The organism is Pseudomonas caspiana (assembly GCF_040224095.2).
GTDB classification, from domain to species: Bacteria; Pseudomonadota; Gammaproteobacteria; order Pseudomonadales; family Pseudomonadaceae; genus Aquipseudomonas; species Aquipseudomonas caspiana.
The window spans coordinates 435,680-458,047 of sequence record NZ_CP167995.1; the positions used below are offsets into that span (position 1 = coordinate 435,680).

Annotated in this window: 21 protein-coding genes; 11 read left to right on the top strand and 10 right to left on the bottom strand. The window is 58.8% G+C overall.

The features are described 5' to 3' along the window. The first annotated feature begins 64 nt into the window (after positions 1–64). The 3 genes from ABRP31_RS02090 to ABRP31_RS02100 all read left to right on the top strand — a co-directional run bounded on the left by ABRP31_RS02090 (position 65) and on the right by ABRP31_RS02100 (position 4,187). Positions 65–1,714 (top strand): acyl-CoA dehydrogenase family protein, encoded by a 1,650-nt coding sequence (locus tag ABRP31_RS02090; protein WP_349972802.1) that lies wholly within the window; start codon positions 65–67, stop codon positions 1,712–1,714. A 278-nt stretch (positions 1,715–1,992) separates the two neighbouring features. Then, positions 1,993–3,489 carry an AMP nucleosidase gene (amn, locus tag ABRP31_RS02095; protein ID WP_167384338.1) on the top strand — a complete coding sequence of 499 codons (1,497 nt, stop codon included), beginning with the start codon at positions 1,993–1,995 and terminating at the stop codon, positions 3,487–3,489. Between the two features lie 65 nt (positions 3,490–3,554). Continuing rightward, positions 3,555–4,187, top strand: coding sequence for a pseudouridine synthase (locus ABRP31_RS02100; RefSeq protein ID WP_087267714.1), 633 nt, complete (start codon positions 3,555–3,557; stop codon positions 4,185–4,187). Between the two features lie 263 nt (positions 4,188–4,450). On the opposite strand, the gene ABRP31_RS02105 is transcribed toward ABRP31_RS02100, so the two are convergent. From ABRP31_RS02105 to ABRP31_RS02115, 3 genes are all read right to left on the bottom strand, one after another. Beyond that, complete coding sequence (locus tag ABRP31_RS02105; protein ID WP_087267717.1) at positions 4,451–4,651, bottom strand: DUF2788 domain-containing protein; 201 nt, start codon at positions 4,649–4,651, stop codon at positions 4,451–4,453. Between the two features lie 17 nt (positions 4,652–4,668). Further along, on the bottom strand, positions 4,669–5,148 hold the full coding sequence (locus tag ABRP31_RS02110; RefSeq protein WP_027901835.1) for an Lrp/AsnC family transcriptional regulator: 480 nt from the start codon (positions 5,146–5,148) through the stop codon (positions 4,669–4,671). A gap of 578 nt (positions 5,149–5,726) precedes the next feature. After that, positions 5,727–6,041 carry a hypothetical protein gene (locus ABRP31_RS02115; RefSeq protein ID WP_349972801.1) on the bottom strand — a complete coding sequence of 105 codons (315 nt, stop codon included), beginning with the start codon at positions 6,039–6,041 and terminating at the stop codon, positions 5,727–5,729. Between ABRP31_RS02115 and ABRP31_RS02120 the strand changes: the two genes are divergently transcribed. Then, positions 6,027–6,746 (top strand): DUF6515 family protein, encoded by a 720-nt coding sequence (locus ABRP31_RS02120; RefSeq protein WP_349972800.1) that lies wholly within the window; start codon positions 6,027–6,029, stop codon positions 6,744–6,746. The two genes, ABRP31_RS02115 and ABRP31_RS02120, sit on opposite strands and share 15 nt — an antisense overlap. A 13-nt stretch (positions 6,747–6,759) precedes the next feature. On the opposite strand, the gene ABRP31_RS02125 is transcribed toward ABRP31_RS02120, so the two are convergent. Beyond that, positions 6,760–7,653 (bottom strand): cation diffusion facilitator family transporter, encoded by an 894-nt coding sequence (locus ABRP31_RS02125; RefSeq protein WP_349972799.1) that lies wholly within the window; start codon positions 7,651–7,653, stop codon positions 6,760–6,762. Between the two features lie 21 nt (positions 7,654–7,674). Continuing rightward, entirely contained in the window at positions 7,675–8,094 is a 420-nt protein-coding gene (locus ABRP31_RS02130; protein WP_087267726.1) for a polyribonucleotide nucleotidyltransferase, read from the bottom strand. Positions 8,095–8,387: 293 nt separating this feature from the next. Here ABRP31_RS02130 and ABRP31_RS02135 point away from each other — a divergent pair, with 293 nt between their 5' ends. Continuing rightward, positions 8,388–8,945 carry an alpha/beta hydrolase gene (locus ABRP31_RS02135; RefSeq protein ID WP_349972796.1) on the top strand — a complete coding sequence of 186 codons (558 nt, stop codon included), beginning with the start codon at positions 8,388–8,390 and terminating at the stop codon, positions 8,943–8,945. 69 nt (positions 8,946–9,014) lie between these two features. Continuing rightward, the gene (gene hrpB / locus ABRP31_RS02140; protein ID WP_349972795.1) at positions 9,015–11,546 is read left to right on the top strand and encodes an ATP-dependent helicase HrpB; all 2,532 of its coding nucleotides are present in this window, start codon (positions 9,015–9,017) and stop codon (positions 11,544–11,546) included. A gap of 155 nt (positions 11,547–11,701) precedes the next feature. Here the strand turns inward: hrpB and ABRP31_RS02145 are convergent, their stop codons facing one another. Further along, positions 11,702–12,790, bottom strand: a complete 1,089-nt coding sequence (locus ABRP31_RS02145) for an endonuclease/exonuclease/phosphatase family protein (protein WP_349972794.1) — start codon at positions 12,788–12,790, stop codon at positions 11,702–11,704. 112 nt (positions 12,791–12,902) lie between these two features. Beyond that, positions 12,903–13,580, bottom strand: coding sequence for a hypothetical protein (locus ABRP31_RS02150; RefSeq protein ID WP_349972793.1), 678 nt, complete (start codon positions 13,578–13,580; stop codon positions 12,903–12,905). Positions 13,581–13,759: 179 nt separating this feature from the next. On the opposite strand from ABRP31_RS02150, the gene ABRP31_RS02155 reads away from it, so the two are divergent. The 4 genes from ABRP31_RS02155 (at position 13,760) to ABRP31_RS02170 (ending at position 17,301) form a co-directional block, all read left to right on the top strand. Next, positions 13,760–14,515 (top strand): DUF2076 domain-containing protein, encoded by a 756-nt coding sequence (locus ABRP31_RS02155; RefSeq protein ID WP_349972792.1) that lies wholly within the window; start codon positions 13,760–13,762, stop codon positions 14,513–14,515. A 210-nt stretch (positions 14,516–14,725) separates the two neighbouring features. Continuing rightward, complete coding sequence (locus ABRP31_RS02160) at positions 14,726–15,202, top strand: NYN domain-containing protein (RefSeq protein ID WP_027902939.1); 477 nt, start codon at positions 14,726–14,728, stop codon at positions 15,200–15,202. Positions 15,203–15,225: 23 nt separating this feature from the next. Next, positions 15,226–15,837, top strand: coding sequence for a PolC-type DNA polymerase III (locus tag ABRP31_RS02165; protein ID WP_167384345.1), 612 nt, complete (start codon positions 15,226–15,228; stop codon positions 15,835–15,837). Positions 15,838–15,966: 129 nt separating this feature from the next. Beyond that, positions 15,967–17,301, top strand: coding sequence for a DEAD/DEAH box helicase (locus ABRP31_RS02170; protein ID WP_349972791.1), 1,335 nt, complete (start codon positions 15,967–15,969; stop codon positions 17,299–17,301). Positions 17,302–17,442: 141 nt separating this feature from the next. Here the strand turns inward: ABRP31_RS02170 and ABRP31_RS02175 are convergent, their stop codons facing one another. Together ABRP31_RS02175 and ABRP31_RS02180 are read right to left on the bottom strand one after the other, a co-directional pair. Beyond that, positions 17,443–18,309, bottom strand: a complete 867-nt coding sequence (locus ABRP31_RS02175) for a MaoC/PaaZ C-terminal domain-containing protein (protein WP_349973772.1) — start codon at positions 18,307–18,309, stop codon at positions 17,443–17,445. Between the two features lie 35 nt (positions 18,310–18,344). Beyond that, positions 18,345–19,700: a 3-oxoacyl-ACP reductase gene (locus ABRP31_RS02180; RefSeq protein WP_349973771.1), complete on the bottom strand. Its 1,356-nt coding sequence runs from the start codon at positions 19,698–19,700 to the stop codon at positions 18,345–18,347. A gap of 114 nt (positions 19,701–19,814) precedes the next feature. Between ABRP31_RS02180 and ABRP31_RS02185 the strand changes: the two genes are divergently transcribed. Next, positions 19,815–21,092 (top strand): acetyl-CoA C-acetyltransferase, encoded by a 1,278-nt coding sequence (locus ABRP31_RS02185; protein ID WP_349973770.1) that lies wholly within the window; start codon positions 19,815–19,817, stop codon positions 21,090–21,092. Positions 21,093–21,244: 152 nt separating this feature from the next. Here ABRP31_RS02185 and ABRP31_RS02190 read toward each other — a convergent pair whose 3' ends face one another. Further along, positions 21,245–22,273 (bottom strand): bile acid:sodium symporter family protein, encoded by a 1,029-nt coding sequence (locus tag ABRP31_RS02190; RefSeq protein ID WP_349973769.1) that lies wholly within the window; start codon positions 22,271–22,273, stop codon positions 21,245–21,247. Between the last annotated feature and the right edge of the window lie 95 nt (positions 22,274–22,368).

A 22,368-nucleotide genomic window follows, 5' to 3' on the forward strand; every position in this document is an offset into this window, starting at 1 on the left:
CGATGTGCGTGATTCACTTCGTGTCTGGCTGTGTTGAAGCGCGCCCGACAGAGAGGTAATCGCCATGAACCTGCATCAGTTCGCCGAAACCCACGAAGTCACCAATCAGCCGCCCTCTCTGGAGGGCGCGAATCTCTATCGTATCGATCTGCCGCTGCAGCAATGGTCTGAGCGTTTTGGTGCCGGTTGGGCTCAGGGTCGAATTGACGCGTATGGTGCCTTGGCGGGCGGGCCATTGATGGAGGCGGGGTTTCTCGCCAATCAGAACAAACCGGTGTTTGCCAGCCATGATCGATATGGGCATCGCATTGACCTGGTGGAATTTCATCCGGCCTACCATCAACTGATGCGCACGGCGGTGGAGCACGGTATCCCGTCGTTACCCTGGACTGATCCACAACCCGGCGCCCATGTTGCTCGGGCCGCCATGAGCTATCTGCACAGTCAGGCCGAAGCCGGTAGCGGGTGCCCGCTGACCATGACCTTTGCCAGTGTGCCTGCGTTGCGCGTGCAGCCTGATCTCGCGGCCCAATGGCTGCCGAAAGTCCTCGCCCGAGAATACGACCCACGAAATGTAGGAATGGCGCACAAGGCCGGTGTGACCATCGGCATGGCCATGACCGAGAAGCAGGGCGGCACCGATGTTCGCGCCAATACCACGCGGGCATATCCCATTGGCGCGTCGGGTCCGGGGCAGGCTTATGAGCTGGTCGGGCATAAATGGTTTTGTTCGGCGCCGATGTGCGATGCGTTTCTGACGCTGGCGCAGACAGACAAAGGCCTGACGTGTTTCCTGCTGCCACGCCATCGCCCGGATGACACTCGAAACGAGTTCTATATACAGCGCCTGAAGAACAAGCTGGGCAACTGGTCCAACGCCTCAAGCGAAGTGGAGTTGCGCGGGGCATTCGCCTGGATGATGGGTGAAGAAGGTCGAGGCGTGCCGACCATTATCGAGATGGTTGCAATGACCCGCTTCGACTGCATGGTGGGCTCCAGCGCCCTGATGCGTCAGGCCTTGAGTCAGGCCGCGCATCATTGCGCTCACCGCAGTGTTGGTGGTCGAGTGTTAGCCGAACAGCCGCTGATGCAGAACGTTCTCGCCGATCTGGCGCTGGAGAGTGAAGCGGCGCTGGCCTTGAGCATGCGCATGGGGCGCGCCCTGGATCATCTGGACGATCCGCACGAGGCCCGTTTTGCCCGGTTGGTGACGGCAGTGGGCAAATACTGGATCTGCAAACGGGCCCCGGCCATGATCAATGAGGCGGCGGAGTGCATGGGCGGTGCCGGTTATGTCGAGGACAGCATCCTGCCACGGCTGTATCGCGAAGCACCGGTCAACTCTACGTGGGAAGGCTCCGGCAATGTGCAATGCCTGGATGTACTACGTGCACTGTCCAAGGAGTCGGGCGTGCTCGATACCCTCTTCGCCGAATTGGGCGATGGGCATGGCGATCAGGATCTGGCCATGCATATCGACGGTTTGAAAGCGGCCTTCCGGGACACCGGTGATATTCAATACCGGGCCCGGCAGCTAACCGAAGACATCGCCCTGGCTCTACAGGCCAAGCTGCTGCTTGAGGCGGGCAATGCGGCGGTCAGTGACGCTTTTATTGCCAGTCGACTGGCGTCGCGAAGTGCGGTGTATGGCACCTTGCCAAGAGGCGTTGATGTGCAGGCGCTGGTCGCAAGATCTACCCCGATGATTGGGTGAGGCACATAACCTGTGGTGTACACCGGACCTGTGGGAGCGAGGCTTGCCTGCGATAAGGATGAGTTGCTCTATCTGATGCACCGCAGCGCCTATATCGCGGGCAAGCCTCTCTCCCACAGAAACCGCGCGATACCGTAGGACCGGCTTTAGCCGGGAGGAGGTCGAGGCATTCGCTAGATATCCTTCGCCAGAAATACTGCACTCCCGGCTAAAACCGGTCCTACGACTATTCCTCCCGCATTACGCCACTAGTGCCTTCCCTTCACGATGCAGGCAAGATGGGCCACTGCAAGATCAGAAGGATACCAATCGTGACTGAAACCTTTATTGTCGTTGAAACGCCCGAACAAGCCGTGGATCGCCTTGCTGAACTGCACGAGCGCGCTACCAGCGCGTTGAGCCAGGCGCTCAAGCGCTATCTCAAAGACCGGGTCGAGCCTGATGCCGATCAGCGTTCCCTGTTCCGCTATCCAGAATTGCGCCTGACTTATCACTGTCAGGGCGAAGTACCGCTGACCACTCGTGCTTACGCCAAGGTCCAGTTGCCTGGCAACTACAGCGTGACCGTGACTCACCCGGCCGCCTTCCGTAAATACCTGCTCGAACAACTCGGGCCATTGATGAATGACTTCACGATTACCGTGGAAGTCGGCGTCAGTGAGCAAAACATCCCGTATCCCTATGTAGTTGAACAGGGCGACGAGCTGGCCGGTTCTGGCGTAACGGCCGCAGCGCTGGCGCGGGTTTTCCCCAGCACTGATTTGTCTGCCGCCACTGATGGCATCGCTGATGGTCTGTACGACTGGGCCAACACCGATCCGTTGCCGCTGGCCTTGTTCGATGCCGCCCGCGTGGACTTTTCCCTGCGCCGTCTGGTGCATTACACCGGTAGCGACTGGCGTCATGTGCAGCCTTGGATCCTGCTGACCAACTACCACCGCTACGTTGACCAATTCATCGTTCACGGTCTGGAAAAACTGCGCGAAGACCCACGTTTTGTACGCATGGTCCTGCCCGGTAACGTCATCGTCGAAAAGAGCATGGATCACGGCGAGGCGCAGGCCATTGTCGCCAGTGTGGTTTGGCATCGTTATCAAATGCCGGCTTATCACCTGATCGCTGAAGACGGTCATGGCGTCACGCTGGTCAATATCGGCGTGGGCCCGTCCAATGCCAAGAACATCACCGATCACCTGGCGGTGCTGCGTCCGCATTGCTGGCTGATGATCGGCCACTGCGGCGGCCTGCGCCAATCCCAGACTATTGGTGATTACGTGCTGGCTCACGCTTACATGCGTCGCGACGGGATTCTTGATCGCGTGCTGCCGCCGCATATTCCGATCCCGGCGTTGGCCGAAGTGCAGTTGGCTCTTCAGGAATCTGCAGCGCAGATCACTGGCGAGCGAGGCGACGATCTGAAGAAGCGTCTGCGCACCGGTACTGTTCTGACCTACGACGACCGTAACTGGGAATTGCGCTGGGCCCAGGAACGTCCGCTGATCAACCTGTCCCGAGCGGTGGCTGTGGACATGGAAAGCGGCACGATTGCGGCTCAGGGTTATCGCTTGCGCGTTCCGTACGGCACGTTGCTCTGTGTTTCGGACAAGCCGCTGCATAGCGAAATCAAACTGCCCGGTTCAGCCAACGCGTTCTACGAGCGTGCGGTCAGCCAGCATTTGAAGATCGGCATTGCCGCGCTGGACCTGATGCGCACCCAGCTCAACTCGCTGCATTCGCGCAAACTGCGCAGCTTCGATGAGCCGCCGTTCCGTTAAGTGTTTGGTATTTGCACAAGGGGCCACTAAAGTGGCCCTTTCTGTTTCCGAATACCGAAATCCTCATGTCCCGTATCCAGCGTCCCCCTGCTCGTCGTCCCGCGCCAACCAGCCCCGGTGCTGGCCGTCGTGTCGCCAAAGCCCCGCCCGCCGAGCCAAAACTGATCCTGTTCAACAAGCCGTTCGACGTTCTGACTCAGTTCAGTGACGGAGAAGGGCGGGCGACGCTCAAGGATTTTATCGAGATCCCCGGCATCTATCCGGCCGGACGACTGGATCGGGACAGCGAAGGGCTGTTGCTGCTGACCAACGATGGCCAGCTTCAGGCGCGTATTGCAGACCCCAAACACAAGCTGCCTAAAACCTATTGGGTGCAAGTCGAAGGTGAACCAAGCGCCGAGCAGTTGCAGCAATTGCGTGACGGCGTGCAGCTCAACGACGGTCCGACGTTGCCCGCTCAGGCACGGCAACTGGACGAGCCACAACTCTGGCCACGCGACCCACCGGTACGCTTTCGTAAAAGCGTGCCGACCAGTTGGCTAGAATTGATCATCAAAGAAGGCCGTAATCGCCAGGTCAGGCGCATGACCGCTGCGGTAGGTCTGCCGACATTAAGGCTGGTGCGGGTGAGGATTGGCGACTGGACGATTGAAGGGCTGGATCAGGGGCAATGGCGGGAAGTGCCTGCGAGGTTATAGCGCGAGTTAGAACTTGTGGGAGCAGAGCTTGCTCGCGATATAGGCAACGCGGTTTAAAGTGAATCGCGTCCAGCTCTATCGCGAGCAAGCTCTGCTCCCACATAGACCGCGCGATTCCGTAGGACCGGCTTCAGCCGGGAGGACGTCGGAGCATTCGCTAAATATCCTTCGCCTGAAATACTGCCATCCCGGCTAAAGCAGTCCTACGGGGCGAGATCAGTGCTTGCAGGCAAAAATAGAATCTCCCATATGATGAAACTGCATCAGCTCTCCAGATAAGCAATCACAACGGTCTTGATCACAAACGCCATGATCCCCAGACCCAGCACGAAGAACAGGATGAGGGTGCCGAATCGTCCTGCCTTGGACTTCTTCGCCAGATCCCAGACGATGAAGCCCATGAAGCCGACCAGAAGGCTGATGAGGATCGTCATCATCCATTGTTCGAAAACTTCAGGCTCCACGACTTATCTCCAACGAGTCAGTTGCGCAGGTGAACCAGGGGCAGTTCGGTGCTGGCCAGAACCTGATTGAGCACAAAGCTCGACTTCACGCTGGTCACACCGTCGATACGGGTAAGGTGCCCTAACAGCAGTTTCTGATAGTGATCCATGTCAGCCACCACGACTTTCAACTGATAATCCGCATCCATACCCGTCACCAGGCTGCATTCGAGCACTTGAGGCAGGTTACGAATTTGCGCTTCGAAGTTCTCGAAGCGGTCAGGCGTATGTCGATCCATGCCGATCAGTACGTAGGCTGTCAGGTTAAGGCCAAGCTTTTTTCGGTCCAGAAGCGCCACCTGTCTGACAATGTAGCCGTCGTCTTCCAGTTGTTTTACGCGTCGTGAGCAAGGCGACGGAGACAGACCGATACGCTCAGCCAGTTCCTGATTGGAGATGCGCGCGTCACGCTGCAATTCCGCCAAAATGCTCAGATCATATCGGTCGAGTTTGCTCACGAGGTTCCCCTTTCTAGGTTCGATTGCGCCGAATTATTCATCCGAAGTTAAAAATTGCGCAAGTAATGTTTTATCCGGCAACTTTAGCAATCCTGTGCTGATGCCTCAGGCCTATGCTTTTAAACAGAATCACTGCCCGGACATAGCGTCCAGCGCGGCTCGCCCAATCAGGCCAGCTGCGGCCTCCAGCCCAATAGGGTTGGCACGGCCCCCGGGCTACATACTGTCCAGAAGACGGCATGAGGTGAGCCGACGCCACAAGCGTTGAGCCAGGACGAAATTCCCGAAGGGGGACCGCGAGGTCCCCCTTTTTCTTTGTGCGCAATTTCTTTGTACGGGATCGTGTTCGCATTAGTAGCGCGCTGATAGCATGCGGCGAACGGCGCTTCAATAATGCAGTCTTAACCACATACATCCGGCGCCCCTGTGAGGAAAGCATGAAATCGCGTATCTGGCATTTGGCAGGCTTGAGCCTGTTATGGGTAAGCATCAGTACTCAGGCATTGGCTGGGGATGACGCGCCACGTGATCAGATTCGCGGCAGCTCGGGCGGGCAGCAGCGCGAGCAACCCAATGCTTCACAGCAATTGCAAATCCAGCAGCGCCAGAACCAGCAACAAATCCAACAACAGCGCGATCAACAGCGGGGAGTGGAGCGCCAGCAGGATCAGCAAATGCGTAATGTTGAACGCCAACAGCAACAGCAGATTCAACAGCAACAAAATCAGCAACGGCAGGTCGAGCGGCAACAGCAGCAACAAATCCGCGACGTCGACCGTCAGCAACAGCAGCAAATCCAGCAGCAACAAATTCAGCAGCGTCAGTCTGAGCGCCAGCAACAGCAGCAATTCCAACAGCAGCAGAATCAACAGCGGCAGTTGGAGCGTCAGCAACTGGAGCAGCGTCAGAACAACCTGCCGATTCAGAGTGGTCCCGGCGAAGCGCGCCAGACCCAGCCGCCGCGTCAGGGTTATTACCAGGACAACGGTTATCGCGGCAGTCGGGGTGATAACCGCCCGAATGATCACTGGACCGGCCGCCCTGATGGTCACAGCAATGGCTGGGGGCCAGGCCCGCAATATCGTCCGGGGCATGTAACCGATCGCGTGCCGGGCAGTTATTCCCGAGTCCCGTATCGCGGCCTGGATTACTACTACTCGGACGGTTACTGGTACCGCCCTCAAGGCCCGCGTTACGTGATCGTGACGCCACCCTATGGCGTACGTGTGCGCAGCTTGCCGGCTTATTCTCAGGAAGTATGGATCGGCAGTTCCCTGTTCTTTCTGGCCGCCGGGACGTACTACACCTACCAGAACGATACACAGGATTATGTGGTCGCTTATCCGCCGCAAAACGTCGAGCCGGTTTATACGCCGCCTATGCCAGCGTCCAGTCCGTATGACCCTATCGCCTATCCAAACAATGGGCAGAGCGCCGAACAGGTTGCGCAGGACAAATACGATTGCTATCGCTGGTCGGTAGAACAGAGCAGCTTCGACCCGGCTGAACCGAATGCAAACAACGCACCGGCGATGATTCAGGTCTACCGTCGTTCGATGGTGGCTTGCCTGATGGGACGCGGCTACACCATCAATTGAGGCATCAACTGATTCAGACTACGGCTGGGCGCACGACTTCCTGCGGGTCGGCGTGCACCAGCACCTCGGCCTTCGGGTATTCGCTGTTGATCGCCGCCGCTGCCTGGTCACACAAGCCATGGGCGACAGACAGCGTCAGGCTGCCCGGCAATTCCAGATGCAGCTGCACGAACCAATGGTTGCCGGAAATTCTGGTGCGCAGGTCATGAGCACCGAGTACGCCGGGCACACTGCACGCCAGCTCCAGCATCCGCGCGCTGACATCTACTGGTAACTCTTCATCCATCAGCACGGATACGGTTTCCCTGGCGATCTGGAAAGCGCTCCAAAGGATGTAAAGGGAAATACCCAGGCCGAACCAGGCGTCCAGTTGCTGCCACCCAAACCACGCCAATACCAGCGCCAGCAGAATGCCCATGTTCAGCAGCAGGTCTGAGCGGTAATGCAGCGAATCGGCGCGGATCGCGGCAGAACCGGTCTCCTTGATCACCTTGTGCTGAAAGGTCAACAGGGCGAAAGTCAGCGCCAGTGACAGCAGCATCACGGCAATGCCCAGACCTGGCGCGCCAATCGGTTCCGGATTCTGAATCCGTTCGACAGCCTGAAAGCCGATCAGGCAGGCGCTGACCGCAATGAACAGCGCCTGCGCCATGCCGGACAGCGCTTCCGCCTTGCCATGCCCATAACGGTGATCGTCATCGGCAGGGCGCAGCGCGTAATGCACCGCAAGCAGGTTCAGAAATGAAGCTGCGCCATCAAGCAAAGAGTCGGTCAACCCGGCAAGCAGACTGACCGACCCGCTGAGCCACCACGCCACTGCTTTGGCGATGATCAGGGTACTGGCGACCGCCAGCGAAGCCCGGGTTGCCAGACGCAACAGGCGGGCGTGTTCGAGGCTGGTGCTCATGGTGCTTCCTTCAAATTACAGTCAGGCGGACGGCGCGAGGCCCAGCGATGCCAGTTGTTGCACGCTGCCACGATGCTGGATCAGACGTGGATCGTTCAGTGGCAGCGAGCGGCCAAGTTCGGTTTCCAGAATGGCTTGCAGCTTGCTGTTGTCGACGCTGCCATCGGCGTTCACTGCCGGCTGCAGTTTTTGCGGGTCGATCTGCGCGCTCTGACCGTGCGGGAAGTAAATCGCGCCGGTGGCGAAGTCGACACCGAAGGCGATCAGGCCTGGGATTACATAGAACAGCAGGCCGACAGCGTCGAGCACGGCAATCGCCGGGTCAATCTTGCCATCGATCTGGCCGCGACGATCGGGATAGAAAATGCTGCCGCATGCGGTGAGTTGGGTCAGCAGAGTAGCGACCACGACGCCGCCGATTAAACGAGAAGGAATGCGCATGAACATCTCCAGGAGTTGAAGTGGCAACTATACAAGGCAAATAACGCAGAGCTATGACTATTGCGCGGGTCTGCAGTTCTCGGCGCAACTGATCAGGCCGAATCCTGTAGGAGCTCACCGAGGTTACGAGGCCAGCGATAGCGGTTTGTCTGACCCACCGCCAGCGCTGGCCTCGTAACCTCGGTGAGCTCCTACAGGTGTAGTGTTTGCCTCCACACCGTGCCGGTTCATCCATGATTTACTCGCCCATCCATGCACTGCATATTGCTCACGTATTCAAAAGGAGACGAACAATGACAATCAGGGTTTTGATTTTGCCGGGCCTGTTCAATTCAGGCGAAGCTCACTGGCAGTCGCAGTGGGAGCGGCAGTTCCCCGACCTGCGCAGGGTTGAGCAAGATGATTGGGAAACCCCGGTTGCAGCGGATTGGGTTGAACGTCTCAGTCAGGAAATCACGGCAACTGACGGTGAAGTCGTGCTGGTCGGCCACAGTCTTGCGTGCACTCTGATCACTCGTTGGGCCCAGCAATATCCTGAGGCGCACAAGGTGCGCGGCGCCTTGCTAGTTGCACCCAGCGATACCGAGGCAGACAGCTATCCATCGGGCACGAGCGGCTTTACGCCGATGTCGACGCAACGCCTTCCATTCAAGACGATCACGGTAGCCAGTACTGACGATCCTTACGTGACTCAGGAGCGGGCACGTTTCTTCAGTGAAGCGTGGGGCAGCGAATTGGTCTGGCTGGAAAACGCGGGTCATATCAACGGCCAAAGCGGATACGGGCCTTGGCCGGAAGGCCTGGAGTTGTTGCATCGACTGACGGGCGACGCTCGTTTTCAACTCAAATAACGCTTGAAGGGGTCATAGCGGATTTAATGCCGTCGGCACGTATAATCGGCCGCCTGTTCTGGAGCCGCCATGATTTCCCTGCCTATCGATGCCGTTTTACCCGACCTTCGCCGGGCGCTGTCCGAGCGCCATGAAGCGGTGCTTGAAGCTCCGCCCGGTGCAGGCAAAACCACTCGCGTGCCGTTGGCGCTGCTTGAGGAAACCTGGCTGGCCGGGCAAACCATTCTCATGCTCGAACCGCGCCGACTGGCAGCGCGGGCAGCGGCTGAGCGACTGGCCAGCGAGCTGGGCGAAAAGGTGGGTGAAACCGTTGGCTACCGGATCCGTCTGGAAAGCAGGGTAGGCCCCAACACACGCATCGAAGTTGTCACCGAAGGTATTCTGACCCGACGCTTGCAGGATGATCCGGCGCTGGAAGGCGTTGGTTTGCTGATCTTCGACGAATTTCATGAGCGCAGCCTGGATGCCGATCTGGCCTTGGCCCTGAGCCTTAACGGCCGCGATCTTTTTCGTGACGAGCAACCGCTTAAGATCCTGCTGATGTCGGCCACTCTGGAGGGCGAGCGGCTTTCCAGTTTGCTCGACGATGCACCAGTGGTGCGCAGCGACGGTCGGATGTTCCCGGTGCAGATGCAGTGGGGCCGACCGTTTCAGCCCGGCGAATTCATCGAGCCGCGTGTGGTGCAAACGGTTCTGGATGCGATCAACGATCAAAATGGCAGCCTTTTGGTCTTCCTGCCAGGACAGGCGGAAATTCGACGGGTCAATCAGCAACTGGCGGATGCCTTGGACTCGCGCCCCGACATCATGTTGTGCCCTTTGCATGGCGAACTGGATCTGAACGCCCAGCGCGCCGCTATCGAACCCGCCCCCAAGGGCATTCGCAAAGTAGTGCTGGCAACGAATATTGCCGAAACCAGCCTCACCATCGATGGCGTGAGAGTAGTGATCGACGCCGGGTTAGCAAGGGTCCCGCGTTTCGATCCGGGCAGCGGCATGACCCGCCTCGACACGCAGCGGATCTCCCGTGCAAGCGCGACTCAGCGCGCCGGTCGAGCCGGACGGTTGGAGCCGGGTGTGTGTTATCGACTGTGGTCCGAAGCTCAACACGAGCAACTTGCTGCGTATGGCGCAGCGGAAATTCTTCAGGCAGATCTCGCCGGTTTGGCCTTGCAACTGGCGCGCTGGGGCGTGACGCCGGCGCAACTGGTCTGGCTCGACGTCCCACCCGCTGCGGCTTATGGGCAGGCTCAGGATTTATTGGTCCGTCTGGGCGCGCTGACCCGTGAACCGGGGCAAGAGCACAAACTTACTTCTCACGGTCAGGCCATGGCCGAGCTTCCGGCCCACCCGCGTATCGCCCATTTGCTGCTGCGCGGCCAGGCGTTGGGCCTGGGCAGTCTGGCCTGTGACGTTGCGGCCTTGCTGGGCGAGCGCGACATTTTGCGCGGCGCCGGTGCCGATCTGCACAGTCGCCTGACGCTGCTCGATGGCAGTGAGCGCGCTGCGCGTGGTGCCCAAGGCGGCGTGCAGCGGGCTAAACAACTGGCTCGCCAATATCGCGGCTATCTGCGCGGCGCTGCGACTGCGCCGGTGAGCGATCCAGACCATCCGCGCTGGCTGGGCGCGTTGCTGGCGCTGGCCTATCCCGACCGTGTTGCGCAGCAGCGTAAGGCGGGCGGTGCTGAATACCGATTGGCTAACGGTCGGGCAGCCTTATTTGCCGAAGTCGATGCGTTGATGAAGCAGCCGTGGTTGGTAATCGCCGACCTCGGTAGCCGACAGGGCCAGCGCGAAGAGCGTATCTATCTGGCGGCCGAGTTCGATCCGGCATTGTTTGATTCTGTGTTGGCTGAACAAGTGGTTCAGCTTGATCAACTGGACTGGGACGAACGCGAAGGTGTGTTCCGTGCTGAACGCCAGCGCAAGGTGGGGGAATTGATCCTCAGTCGCGAGCCGCTGACCGGGCTGGATGAGTCTGCCAAAGGTCAGGCGCTGCTGGCGTTGGTGCGGCGTAAAGGTCTTGAACTGTTGCCGTGGACGCCCGAACTACGCCAATGGCAGGCGCGCGTCGGTTTGTTGCGCTCGCTGGATCTGCAGCAGAAAAACAGCAGCGAATGGCCGGATGTCAGTAACGCCGGTTTGCTGGAACGGCTGGAAATCTGGCTACTGCCGTATCTGGGCAAGGTGTCGCGGCTCAGTCATTTCAGCAATCTGGACTTGTCGTCGATCCTGCATAACCTGCTGCCTTGGCCGTTGCCTCAACGTCTGGATGAGTTGGCGCCGCATCACTTGAGCGTGCCGTCCGGCTCATCGGTACGTCTGGATTACAGCGAACACCCGCCGATTCTCGCGGTGCGCCTGCAAGAGCTTTTTGGTCTGGCCGATACACCGCGCATCGCCAACGGGCGGCAGATCGTAAAACTACACCTGCTGTCTCCCGCCCGTCGCCCGGTGCAGGTCACGCAAGACCTGGCCAATTTCTGGCGCAGCACGTATGCCGAGGTGAAAAAGGACTTGAAGGGCAGATACCCCAAACACTATTGGCCGGATGACCCGCTGATTGCCGAGCCGACTGCGCGGATCAAGCCGAGGAAGTAGCTGCCCGTGAGTGTTTTGAACGCCCCCGTATGCTGCTTTCTGTGGGAGCGATGCTTGCCCGCGATAAACGATAACGCGGTGTGTCTTCAAGCTGCGTCTCATGCATCGCGGGCGAGCACCGCTCGCACAGGTACCGAGTTCTGCTTAGAGAGTTTTCAAGGCAACACCGGCAACAAAAACCGTCCAATAACCGGCAGGTGATTCGAGATCAGCAGCGTATCTTCCTGCCGCACGCTGGCCCCCACTCGCTTGAGTCGCGGGCTGTAGAACAGGTAATCCACGGTGCGATCCGGGCCATTGAGGCGTGGGTCATTGGGGAAGTGCGTAAGCCATTTCGAACGATCAATACCGCCGACTTCGACGTTGTTAGGGATCATCGGGTATTTGTCCCACAGCACGTGCAACTGGCTATCCGGCTGATACAACGAACGCTGTTCGACCGGCAGGCGCTGATACTGACCCAGCGGCAGCAGGTTGAAATCTCCGCCGATCAGCCAGGGCGTGCCAGTGGCTTCGAACTTGTCGAGTAGCTTGGCGGTCGCCTGGACCTGACGCTGCATGGCGTCGTCGCCTTCGATAAATGGCTCGAGATGGGTGTTGATCACCGCCAAGTGACCGCCATCGCGCAGCGGCAGGTAACTGACCAGTAGTGCTGGTTTGCGCTGGAATTGGCGACTGATCAGGTTAGCGTCGCGAATCGGCAGCTGAATGCGTTCGGCCCGGTCGATCTCGAATCGGCTGAGGGTCGCGAGTTTCATGCCGACGCTACCTGCGATGTGCGGATTGGGGACGAAATCGGCTTTCCAGTAAAACGCCTCGGAGCTGCAGGGATACAGATCAGTGACGCGCTCTTGCAGCAACGCCAGCTGATCGTCGTAGTCGGTGTTCTTCGCGCCGTCGTTCACTTCCTGCAACAGGACGATGTCCGGCTGTTCGTCGCGAATTACCCGGGCAACTTCATCGAGATTGAAGGCGACATCTTCCGGCGTTGGCCGCTCGTCCGGGCCGCTGCCATCGGTCATGTCATACCAGAACACGTAACGCTTGCCCGCCAGATACTGGATGTTCCAGGTCATGACCTTGAGTGCTTGCCCCGGTATCAAACGCGGTGCTTTATCTGCAGGAATACAGGCGACAGGCAGTTCTTCACGAGGAGCAGGGCGCCAGGTCAGGGTGTAGACCAGCCCCAGCAGCACGCCGGCCAGCAATACGAGAATCAGCATGAAACGGATCAGGCGGCTCATTGGCTCGGCTTAGAACGCGCTGCGTTCAGTCAGAAGTTCGCGTTGCAGGGCTTTCAAAAAGTGCAATCCCGAGCATAGCCGACTGGGACATGATTGGCAGCCTTCCTCTCGGTTACTCCAGCTCTTCGGGTTGTTCAGGCGGTTCGTTGAGCAGCATGAACAAGCGAAACATCACCACGCTGGTGAACAACTGCAGGAAGCTGCTGACGACGTTGATCAGCAGAGTGGCCGCTGCGTTCTGTGGCTCAGGCAGCAGGAAGTAGGCGATACCTTCAAGCAGCGACAGCGGAATATAGATACACAACACGCAGGTCAGGATGCGCACGAAATGGCCGTTGCTCATTTCGAAGCTTGCGCGCATCGCCATCAGCGGCGTCAGGCCGCGCAGCACCAACAGGTATTCCGCGAACACCAGTTTGACCATCACCCAGATGCCGGGAACGATAAACAGTGACAGACCAAACATGATCAGCAGTGTGCTCAGCGCCGAGAGCACTGCGAACGTCGGCCACATGCGCAGCGCCATGGCTAGCAAGTCACGCGGTTTCGGCTGATCGCCACCACGGCTGCGTGCATCCATAAACAGGATCAGTGCACAGGTGTAGAGCGGGTAGAACAACAGGCCGATCAGTAATTCGTAAGCCGATGATGAGTTGGCCGTCAGTGAGTTGCTCAGCGCCTGCTTGGCCAGTGCCTCAACGATGACCAGCGGCAGGCACAGCGCCAGAATGCTCGTCAGGTTGCGCCGAAAAAAATACAGGGAGTCGGTAAGAATAGTCAGCGGGTTCATTAGTATCGAGTCGCAAAAAAAGCAGGCGGTCACTTTAGCTGGCTAACCAGGCACCGGCCAGAGCCTTCTTAACATTTGCGACTGTCTATTGAAACGCTCTGGATTAGCCCCATTACCTTGCTTACGCGCTGGCTATCCGGCCAGGCGAAGATTTTTAACGGCAATCTAACGAGGTCGCCATGAACAGCGAAGAGCAAACCCTGATCGATGGTCTTTTCAGCAAACTGAAAAGTGCCGAAACCGGTTCGGCCCCCCGTGACGTCGAGGCTGAAGCCAGGATCAAGGAGCATCTCAACCAGCAACCCGCCGCGCCTTATTACATGGCGCAGGCGATTCTGGTGCAGGAAGCGGCAGTCAATCAGCTCAACCAGCAGGTCAAAGAGCGCGACGAGCAAATCCAGCGTTTGCAGGCTGAACTCCAGCAGGCGAAGGCCCAAGGCTCTTCGGCTCCGGCCCAGGGCGGTGGTGGTTTCTTGTCGAGCATCTTCGGTGGCGGTGGTAATCGCCCGCAGCCTCAGCCGCAGCAGTCCTTTTCCCAGCCGCCAGCGTCGTCGGGTGGTGGCTGGCGCGACGGCGGCCCGTCCAGCCCTGCGCCTTACAACGCGCCGCAAGGCAATTATGCTGCGCCGCAGCAACAGGCTCCGAGAGGCACCGGCTTTCTCGGCGGTGCGTTGCAAACCGCAGCGGGTGTCGCCGGTGGTGTAATGCTGGCGCAGGGCCTGAGCAGCATGTTCGGCAGTCACAACCAGCCTGAAGAAATTGTTGAAGTCATCAAGGAAGAGCCTGCCCAGGTTGCAGATCATAGCCCTCAGGATTCAGGTGGTGGCTGGAACGATAACCAGGAGAGTGTGACCAGCAACGATTCATACGGCAGCGATCAAGGTGGCTGGGATGACGGCGGTTTTGATGGTGGGGATGATGATTCGTTTGTTTGATTCAGCTATCCAGATGTATTTCCAGGAGGCGTTTTACTCAGACACCCACCTGCCGCGCTGAAATACGCTCCCACAGGAGACCGCATTTCTTTGTTGGAGCGAGTGGCCGCCAATGCCCGGGCCATCCACGAAACTGGCATACTAAGCGCCGATTCAACTTCTGAATCGGCGCTGTCGTTTGGCTGCGCTGCTGCGTCATGAGGATTACCGGTGAAGAAAATCGCTGTGTTCGCCGATGTACAGAACCTCTATTACACGGTCCGTCAGGCCCATGGTTGCCATTTCAACTACGCGGCGTTGTGGGCCGATATCAGCAAGCGTGGGGAAATCGTCGAGGCTTACGCCTATGCCATCGACCGTGGCGACAGCAAGCAGCAGCAATTCCAGCAAATCCTCCGCAACCTCGGTTTCACCGTCAAACTAAAGCCGTACATCCAGCGCAGCGATGGCTCGGCCAAGGGTGACTGGGATGTGGGCATCACCATCGATATCATGGACGTCGCGCCACAGGTCGACGAAGTGGTCTTGGCGTCCGGCGATGGCGATTTTGATTTGTTGCTTGAGCGCATCATTAGCAAACATGGCGTAGAAGCGGTTGCCTATGGCGTGCCGGGGCTGACCGCCAACTCGCTGATCCGCGCCGCCAGTCGCTACGTGCCCATCGAAGGCGCGTTGCTTTTACGTTGATTTTTTAAGGGTTCAGGCACGTGTTGGAACAAGTAGCGGTCATCGACTTCGAAACCACCGGTATTTCTCCAGGCCAAGGCTGCCGTGCCACGGAGATTGCCGTGGTGATCATGGAGCAGGGGCGCATCGTTGATCGCTTTCAAAGCCTGATGAACGCGGGTGTGCGGATTCCAGGCTTCATTGAGTCTCTGACTGGCATCAGCAACAGCATGATTCGCACTGCGCCGTCAGCCGAGCGGGTCATGAGTGACGTGGCTGATTTCGTCGGCACGATCCCGCTGGTGGCGCATAACGCCTCGTTCGACCAGAAGTTCTGGGATTACGAGCTGTCGCGCATCGAGCGCAACCGCCAACAAAGCTTTGCTTGCTCACTGCTGTTGGCGCGACGCCTGATGCCGGCAGCGCCCAATCACAAGCTTGGCACCCTGACCAGCTATGCGCGCCTGCCCAATACCGGCAAGGCTCACCGGGCCATGGCTGATGCCGAGATGGCTGCCAACCTCACCGCCTATCTGACCCATGAACTGCGTCACACCCATGGCCTTTCGACGATTTCCCACCAATTGCTCTGCACGCTGCAGAAAGTGCCCGCGGCGAAAATCAGCGACGCCATCAAGCGTCAGCGCGGCTTTTAAAGGCGTTCTCTCCAGTCTCTACAGCGGATTGGGCCGGACTAATGGCGAAAGCCGCAGGCGGTGCAGGCCGGAATAGTCCGGACAGGGTAAACTGCGCGCCATCTCGCGTGATTTATCTACGGTACTCCAATGACATTCGCCACACTCGGCCTGATTGAACCTCTGCTGCGCGCTCTTGAGACGCTCGGCTACCAGACTCCCACGCCTGTTCAGGCGCAGGCGATTCCACCGGTCCTGGCCGGGCGTGACCTGATGGCCGCAGCCCAGACCGGTACTGGCAAAACTGCCGGTTTCGCCTTGCCGCTGCTGCAACGCCTGACCATGGAAGGCCCGAAAGTCATGCCCAATTCGGTGCGTGCGCTGGTGCTGGTGCCGACCCGTGAGCTGGCCGAGCAGGTTCACGAGAACATTCGTCAGTACGCCGAACACCTGCCGCTGAGCACCTATGCCGTCTACGGCGGCGTGAGCATCAATCCGCAGATGATGAAACTGCGTAAAGGCGTCGATGTGCTGGTGGCTACACCGGGTCGCTTGCTCGATCTTTACCGCCAGAACGCGGTGAAGTTCTCCCAATTGCAAACCCTGATCCTCGACGAAGCGGATCGTATGCTCGATCTGGGCTTCTCCGAAGAGCTGCGCGATATCTACAAGGCCCTGCCTAAAAAACGTCAGACCTTGCTGTTCTCCGCGACCTTCTCCGACGCCATCCGCCAGCTGGCCGCGCAGATGCTCGACGACCCACTGACCATTGAAGTCAGCCCGCGCAACGTGGCGGCGTCTTCGGTCAAGCAATGGGTGGTGACGGTCGACAAGAAGCGCAAGCCCGAGTTGTTCATCCATCTGCTGAAAAAACTGCGCTGGTCTCAGGTTCTGGTGTTCGCCAAGACTCGGGTTGGCGTCGATCAACTGGTGGATCGTTTGCAGGGGCTGGGCATCAGTTCTGACGGTATCCACGGCGACAAGCCACAAGCCACCCGTCAAAGGGCTCTGGATCGCTTCAAGGCCAGTGAAGTACAGATTCTGGTGGCCACCGATGTTGCTGCGCGCGGTCTGGATATCGATGATTTGCCAACCGTGGTCAACTTCGATCTGCCGATCGTCGCTGAAGACTACATTCACCGCATTGGCCGCACCGGCCGAGCAGGCCTGACGGGTGAGGCCATTTCGCTGGTGTGTGCTGACGAAGTGGAATTGCTGTCGGCGATCGAAACATTGACTCGCCAGACGTTGCGTCGTGAGGAAGAACCGGATTTCGAACCGGAACATCGCGTGCCAACCACCGACGCCAGCGGCCAGATTCTGAAGAAACCGAAAAAGCCGAAGAAACCCAAAACCTCCGGTGGCGGCAAACGTAACCTGGGCAAATGGATCGACAGTGGCGACGCTGCGCCAGAAGCGCCATCGGCCAAGCCCGTGCGTAAAGTCCCGGTGTTCAACACAGGGCCGCGCAAGAAAAAACCTTGATGTAAATAAAAGAGGGTACGAGCGACGCCTTACCTGTGGGAGCGGTGCTTGCCCGCGATAAGGCTGGACGCGATCTAAAGTGAATCGCGTCCAGCCTTATCGCGGGCAAGCACCGCTCCCACAATTCATTTCAGCCCGCCATTACTCCGCGACTTCCGTCACCGGCTGCCAACTCCCCACCATATGCACCAACCCTGGCGCACCTTCCAGGCGGAATTGGCCGTGGGAACCCGCCGCGCTGGCCGACAGCACAATCTCGCTGGGCAAGCGCACCGGCTTCTGGAACTGCACGCTGATATCCACGTTCGAGGCCGGAAGGTGGTTAGCCAGAAAAGCCAGAGTTCTTGCCTTGAGCCACATACCGTGGGCAATGGCCTTCGGGAAGCCGAACAGCTTGGCGCTTGGCCCGCTCAGGTGGATCGGGTTGTAGTCGCCAGATACTTTGGCGTAACGCCGACCAATTTCAGCTGGCGCTCGCCACCGAGCGACCTCCGTAGCGGGCAATGCTGCCGGCTCATAATCGCTGCTCACCGCGCCTTCCAGCTGCACTTCGCGACAGAGCATCGTGCTCTCTTCTTCCCATAACAGACCCATCGAATCCTCAACCTGAGTAATCAGGTCGAACGTCGCGCCTTTGTCGTGAGGCTTAAGGTTTTCGGCTTTTACCCCGATGTACACCTTGTTCACGCTGCCCAGCGGTCGGTGAATCCTTATCCGGTTGGCCAAATGAATCAGCCCTAACAGCGGGAAAGGGAAGTCTTTGGCTGTCATCAATTGCATTTGCAGATTGAACGCCAGCACGTGTGGATAAGTCGGCGGCAACAGACTGTTTTCGCTGAAGCCACACACTTCGCGGTATTGGGACAGCTTCTGCGCGTCCACTGACGTCCAGCAACGCAAGCCGATGTCTGGCAGTTCAGTACCGGTGACCTTGCGCCGCAGCGCCGCCTGAACAAACAGGTTCGGCAGCGTCGGTAGAGAATCCAGGTATCGCCAATGAGCGCTCATCGTGCATCTCCTTGCTCGTGATTATCGTTGTCCGCTTATGCGCCGATGACGCTTTGACCACAGACCCGCAGTACCTGACCGCTGACAGCTCCTGCGCCTGGTTGAGCCAGCCAGGCGACGCCCTCAGCCACATCTTGCGGTAAGCCGCCTTGACCTAGCGAGCTCATGCGCCGTCCCGCTTCACGCAGGGCGAACGGCATGCTTGAGGTCATTTTGGTTTCGATAAAGCCCGGAGCAACGGCATTGATACTGATGCCGCGCTCGCCCAGCACCGGCGCCAAGGCGCGAGCAAGGCCGATCAAGCCGGCTTTGCTGGTCGCGTAATTGGTTTGGCCACGGTTGCCGGAAAGGCCGCTGATTGAGGCCAGCAGAATGACGCGACCGTTATCGCGCAGGGTGCCGCTGTCGAGCAGCGCTTCGGTCAACACTTGTGGTGCGTTGAGATTGACCGACAACACTGAATCCCAGAAGTCGGCAGACATGTTGACCAGCGTCTTGTCCCGGGTAATTCCGGCGTTGTGCACCAGAATGTCGATGCCCCCCTGCAGTTGTTCGATCAACTGCGCGCCCGCCTCGGCTGCGCCAATGTCCAGCGTCAGGGCCTTGCCGCCCAGTCTCGCCGCCAAGGCATCCAGGTCTGATTTGGCCTGAGGTACATCGAGCAGGACCACTTCAGCGCCGTCGCGAGCCAGTGTTTCGGCAATCGCCGCGCCGATACCACGCGCCGCACCGGTCACCAGCGCTCTGCGGCCGCTGAGCGGGCGACTCCAGTCCTGCACCTGTGCCGCGCAAGGACTCAGACGGATGACCTGGCCGGAGATAAAAGCGCTTTTGGGCGACAGGAAAAACCTTAGAGCACCTTCAAGCTGATCCTCCGCGCCACTGTCCACTTGCAGCAGTTGCACAGTGCCGCCGTTGCGCATCTCTTTGGCGAGCGAGCGGCTGAAGCCTTCGAGCGCCTGTTGGGTACTGGCGGCCAGCGGTTCGCTGAGGCTGGCGGGCGAATGGCCAAGAATCACCACGTGCGCGCTGTCATCGAGTTTTTTCAGCAGTGGCTGAAAGAATTCGCGCAATTGCTTGAGGTCCTCGGTGCGCGTGAAAGCGCTGGCGTCGAAGACCACTGCTTTGATTTTCGGACCCTGATCGACAACCCAGGCGGTTGTGCCCGGTACCTCTGAGCCAAAGCTGTAGACAGACTCGGTCAAGCGCGGAGCGAAAAGCCGGACTTGATCAGCCAACGGCCCGGCGCTGATCAGCAACGAACCTTCAACAGGGCGCAGACGTCCGGCCTGCCAGCGTTCCAGTCTGACCGGTTTAGGCAGGCCAATAGCGCCAACCAGGCGGCTGCCCAGGTCAGAGTTGGCGAAATCTATGTAGCGATCAGACGGCATGGAACACTCTCCTTGAGTCGGGGTTCAAAGGAGTTGACCACACTCAAGCGACGTTCGTTCGAGTATCCCCTACGCTGCTCATCAGCGAATCCGTATCAATAAAGGGAGTTTTCAATGAATCAGCCACGCCGGGTCGCCATCGTCGGCGGTAACCGTATTCCATTCGCTCGCTCCAATGGGCCGTACGCCACTTCGAGCAATCAGGACATGCTGACCGCTGCGCTGGAGGGATTGATCGAGCGTTTCAACCTGCATGGCTTGCGCATGGGCGAGGTCGTTGCCGGAGCGGTCCTCAAGCATTCCCGGGATTTCAACCTGACTCGCGAGTGCGTGCTGGGCTCGCGCTTGTCCCCGCAGACGCCTGCCTATGATCTGCAACAGGCCTGTGGCACCGGGCTGGAAGCGGCGTTGCTGGTGGCCAATAAAATCGCCTTGGGACAGATCGAATGCGGTATTGCGGGCGGCGTGGATACCACTTCCGATGCACCGATTGGCGTGAACGAAGATTTACGTAACGTTTTGCTGCAGGTTAACCGGGCTAAATCCGTAGGCGACAAACTTAAACTTTTGTTGCAATTGCGTCCCCACAACCTCAAGCCTGAGTTGCCACGCAATGGCGAACCGCGCACCGGTCTTTCCATGGGGCAGCACTGCGAATTGATGGCGCAGACCTGGAATATCCCTCGCGACGCACAGGATCAACTGGCGCTGGAAAGCCATTTAAAAATGGCCGCGGCGTATGCCGAAGGCTGGCAGAACGATTTGATCACGCCGTTTCAGGGCCTGACCCGCGACAATAATTTGCGCCCGGACCTGACGCTGGAAAAACTCGCCAGCCTGAAACCGGCGTTCGAACGCAGCGCCAAGGGCACGCTGACGGCGGGCAACTCCACACCGCTGACTGACGGCGCATCATTGGTGCTGCTGGCCAGTGAAGAGTGGGCCAAAGAGCGTGGTCTGCCGGTGTTGGCGTATCTGCGTGACGGAGAGTCGGCGGCGGTGGATTTCGTCAACGGCAAAGAGGGCCTGCTGATGGCGCCAGCCTATGCCGTGCCTCGGCTCTTGGCGCGCAATGGCCTGACCTTGCAGGATTTCGATTACTACGAGATTCACGAAGCGTTCGCTGCCCAGGTGCTGTGTACGCTTAAGGCCTGGGAGGACGCGGATTATTGCCAGACCCGACTTGGGCTGGACGCGCCTTTAGGATCGATTGACCGCAGCAAGATGAACGTCAAAGGCAGCTCATTGGCCGCCGGTCACCCGTTTGCAGCCACGGGCGGGCGCATCGTCGCCAACTTGGCCAAGTTGTTGAGCGTCGCGGGAGAAGGGCGCGGATTGATCTCGATCTGTGCAGCGGGCGGGCAGGGGGTTACTGCGATTCTTGAGCGGTGAGGGGTGCCATTTTCTGAATTGAAATGCTTTCCCCCTGTGGGAGCTGGGCTTGCCCGCGATAAGGTTGACGCGATCTAAAGTGAACCGCGTTCAGTCCTATCGCGGGCAAGCCCAGCTCCCACAGGTTTTGCATAACCCCCAAAAGACTCCGATCAAGCCGCGCGGGCTTCCTCCAGCGCTTCTGCCGACAATTGCTGCCTGTGCCGGTTGGCGTAGTTCTCTGCCATCACCGAGCAAACGATAAGCTGCAGCGGGTGATAGATCATGATCGGCAGCAGAATCAGGCCCAGGCCCGGGTTGTTGCCGAAGATCAGCGCCGCCATCGGCGCACCGGCCGCGAGGGATTTCTTGGTGGCGCAGAACACCGCCGCCACTTTGTCTGCGTGGTTGAATTTCAAGGCGCGGGCTGTTCCGGTGGTCAGTAACAGGATCACTACCAGCAATACAGCGCTACCAACGAAAGCCATGGCGATGACCGAGTTGCCTTGGGTTTGCCACAGTCCTGACACCATCGAATTACAGAAAGCCGCGTAGACCAGCAACAGGATCACAATCTTGTCGATCAGGTTGGTGTATTTCTTGTGTTTGGCGAAAAACTTGCCCAACAGCGGACGCACCAACTGGCCCAGGATCAGTGGCAGCAGCAACATCAGGCTGAGGTTCAGCAGCGTGGACCCCAGGTCAATACCGCCGGAGCCGGTGCCAATCACCAGGCTGACCAGCCATGGCGTCATGAAGATGCCGAACACGCTGGACATGCTCGCGTTGAGAATCGCCGCCGGTACGTTTCCGCCCGCACTGCCGGTCAACGCTACCGAAGAGGAAATCGTCGAAGGCAACGCGCACAGGTACAAGAAGCCCAGCATCAACAGCGCCGGAATGTATGCACCGAACGCTTTGTCACAGACCAGCCAGATGATCGGGAACACCAGGAAGGTGAATAGCTGCACCATGATGTGCAGGCGCCAGTTCTTCAGGCCGTGTTTGATTTGTTCGCTCGACAGGTTGACCCCGTGCAGGAAGAACACCACGAACACGCCGATGTTGATGACGTATTCGGCATGCATGCCTCCGCCGGTCGCGCCGAAGCCGGGGAAGAAGTAGGCCAGAACCGTGGCCAGGACCATCCCGCAGAGGAACCAGTCGGTGACGACGCGTTTGAGGTGTTTGAGGGCTGACATAAGTGCTCGGCAATTGTTTGTAAAAATAGATGTCCGAAGGCTAACTCACTCGTACACTGCCGTCTTGCGACATAAGGCCATACCATACCGACTAA

Excerpts from the sequence above, each read along its gene's own strand:
- ABRP31_RS02090 (WP_349972802.1), top strand. The coding sequence starts at position 65 with ATGAACCTGCATCAGTTCGCCGAAACCCACGAAGTCACCAATCAGCCG.
- amn (WP_167384338.1), top strand. The coding sequence starts at position 1,993 with ATGGGCCACTGCAAGATCAGAAGGATACCAATCGTGACTGAAACCTTT.
- ABRP31_RS02100 (WP_087267714.1), top strand. The coding sequence starts at position 3,555 with ATGTCCCGTATCCAGCGTCCCCCTGCTCGTCGTCCCGCGCCAACCAGC.
- ABRP31_RS02125 (WP_349972799.1), bottom strand. The coding sequence starts at position 7,653 with ATGAGCACCAGCCTCGAACACGCCCGCCTGTTGCGTCTGGCAACCCGG.
- ABRP31_RS02130 (WP_087267726.1), bottom strand. The coding sequence starts at position 8,094 with ATGCGCATTCCTTCTCGTTTAATCGGCGGCGTCGTGGTCGCTACTCTG.
- ABRP31_RS02135 (WP_349972796.1), top strand. The coding sequence starts at position 8,388 with ATGACAATCAGGGTTTTGATTTTGCCGGGCCTGTTCAATTCAGGCGAA.
- hrpB (WP_349972795.1), top strand. The coding sequence starts at position 9,015 with ATGATTTCCCTGCCTATCGATGCCGTTTTACCCGACCTTCGCCGGGCG.
- ABRP31_RS02145 (WP_349972794.1), bottom strand. The coding sequence starts at position 12,790 with ATGAGCCGCCTGATCCGTTTCATGCTGATTCTCGTATTGCTGGCCGGC.
- ABRP31_RS02150 (WP_349972793.1), bottom strand. The coding sequence starts at position 13,580 with ATGAACCCGCTGACTATTCTTACCGACTCCCTGTATTTTTTTCGGCGC.
- ABRP31_RS02155 (WP_349972792.1), top strand. The coding sequence starts at position 13,760 with ATGAACAGCGAAGAGCAAACCCTGATCGATGGTCTTTTCAGCAAACTG.
- ABRP31_RS02170 (WP_349972791.1), top strand. The coding sequence starts at position 15,967 with ATGACATTCGCCACACTCGGCCTGATTGAACCTCTGCTGCGCGCTCTT.
- ABRP31_RS02175 (WP_349973772.1), bottom strand. The coding sequence starts at position 18,309 with ATGAGCGCTCATTGGCGATACCTGGATTCTCTACCGACGCTGCCGAAC.
- ABRP31_RS02180 (WP_349973771.1), bottom strand. The coding sequence starts at position 19,700 with ATGCCGTCTGATCGCTACATAGATTTCGCCAACTCTGACCTGGGCAGC.
- ABRP31_RS02185 (WP_349973770.1), top strand. The coding sequence starts at position 19,815 with ATGAATCAGCCACGCCGGGTCGCCATCGTCGGCGGTAACCGTATTCCA.
- ABRP31_RS02190 (WP_349973769.1), bottom strand. The coding sequence starts at position 22,273 with ATGTCAGCCCTCAAACACCTCAAACGCGTCGTCACCGACTGGTTCCTC.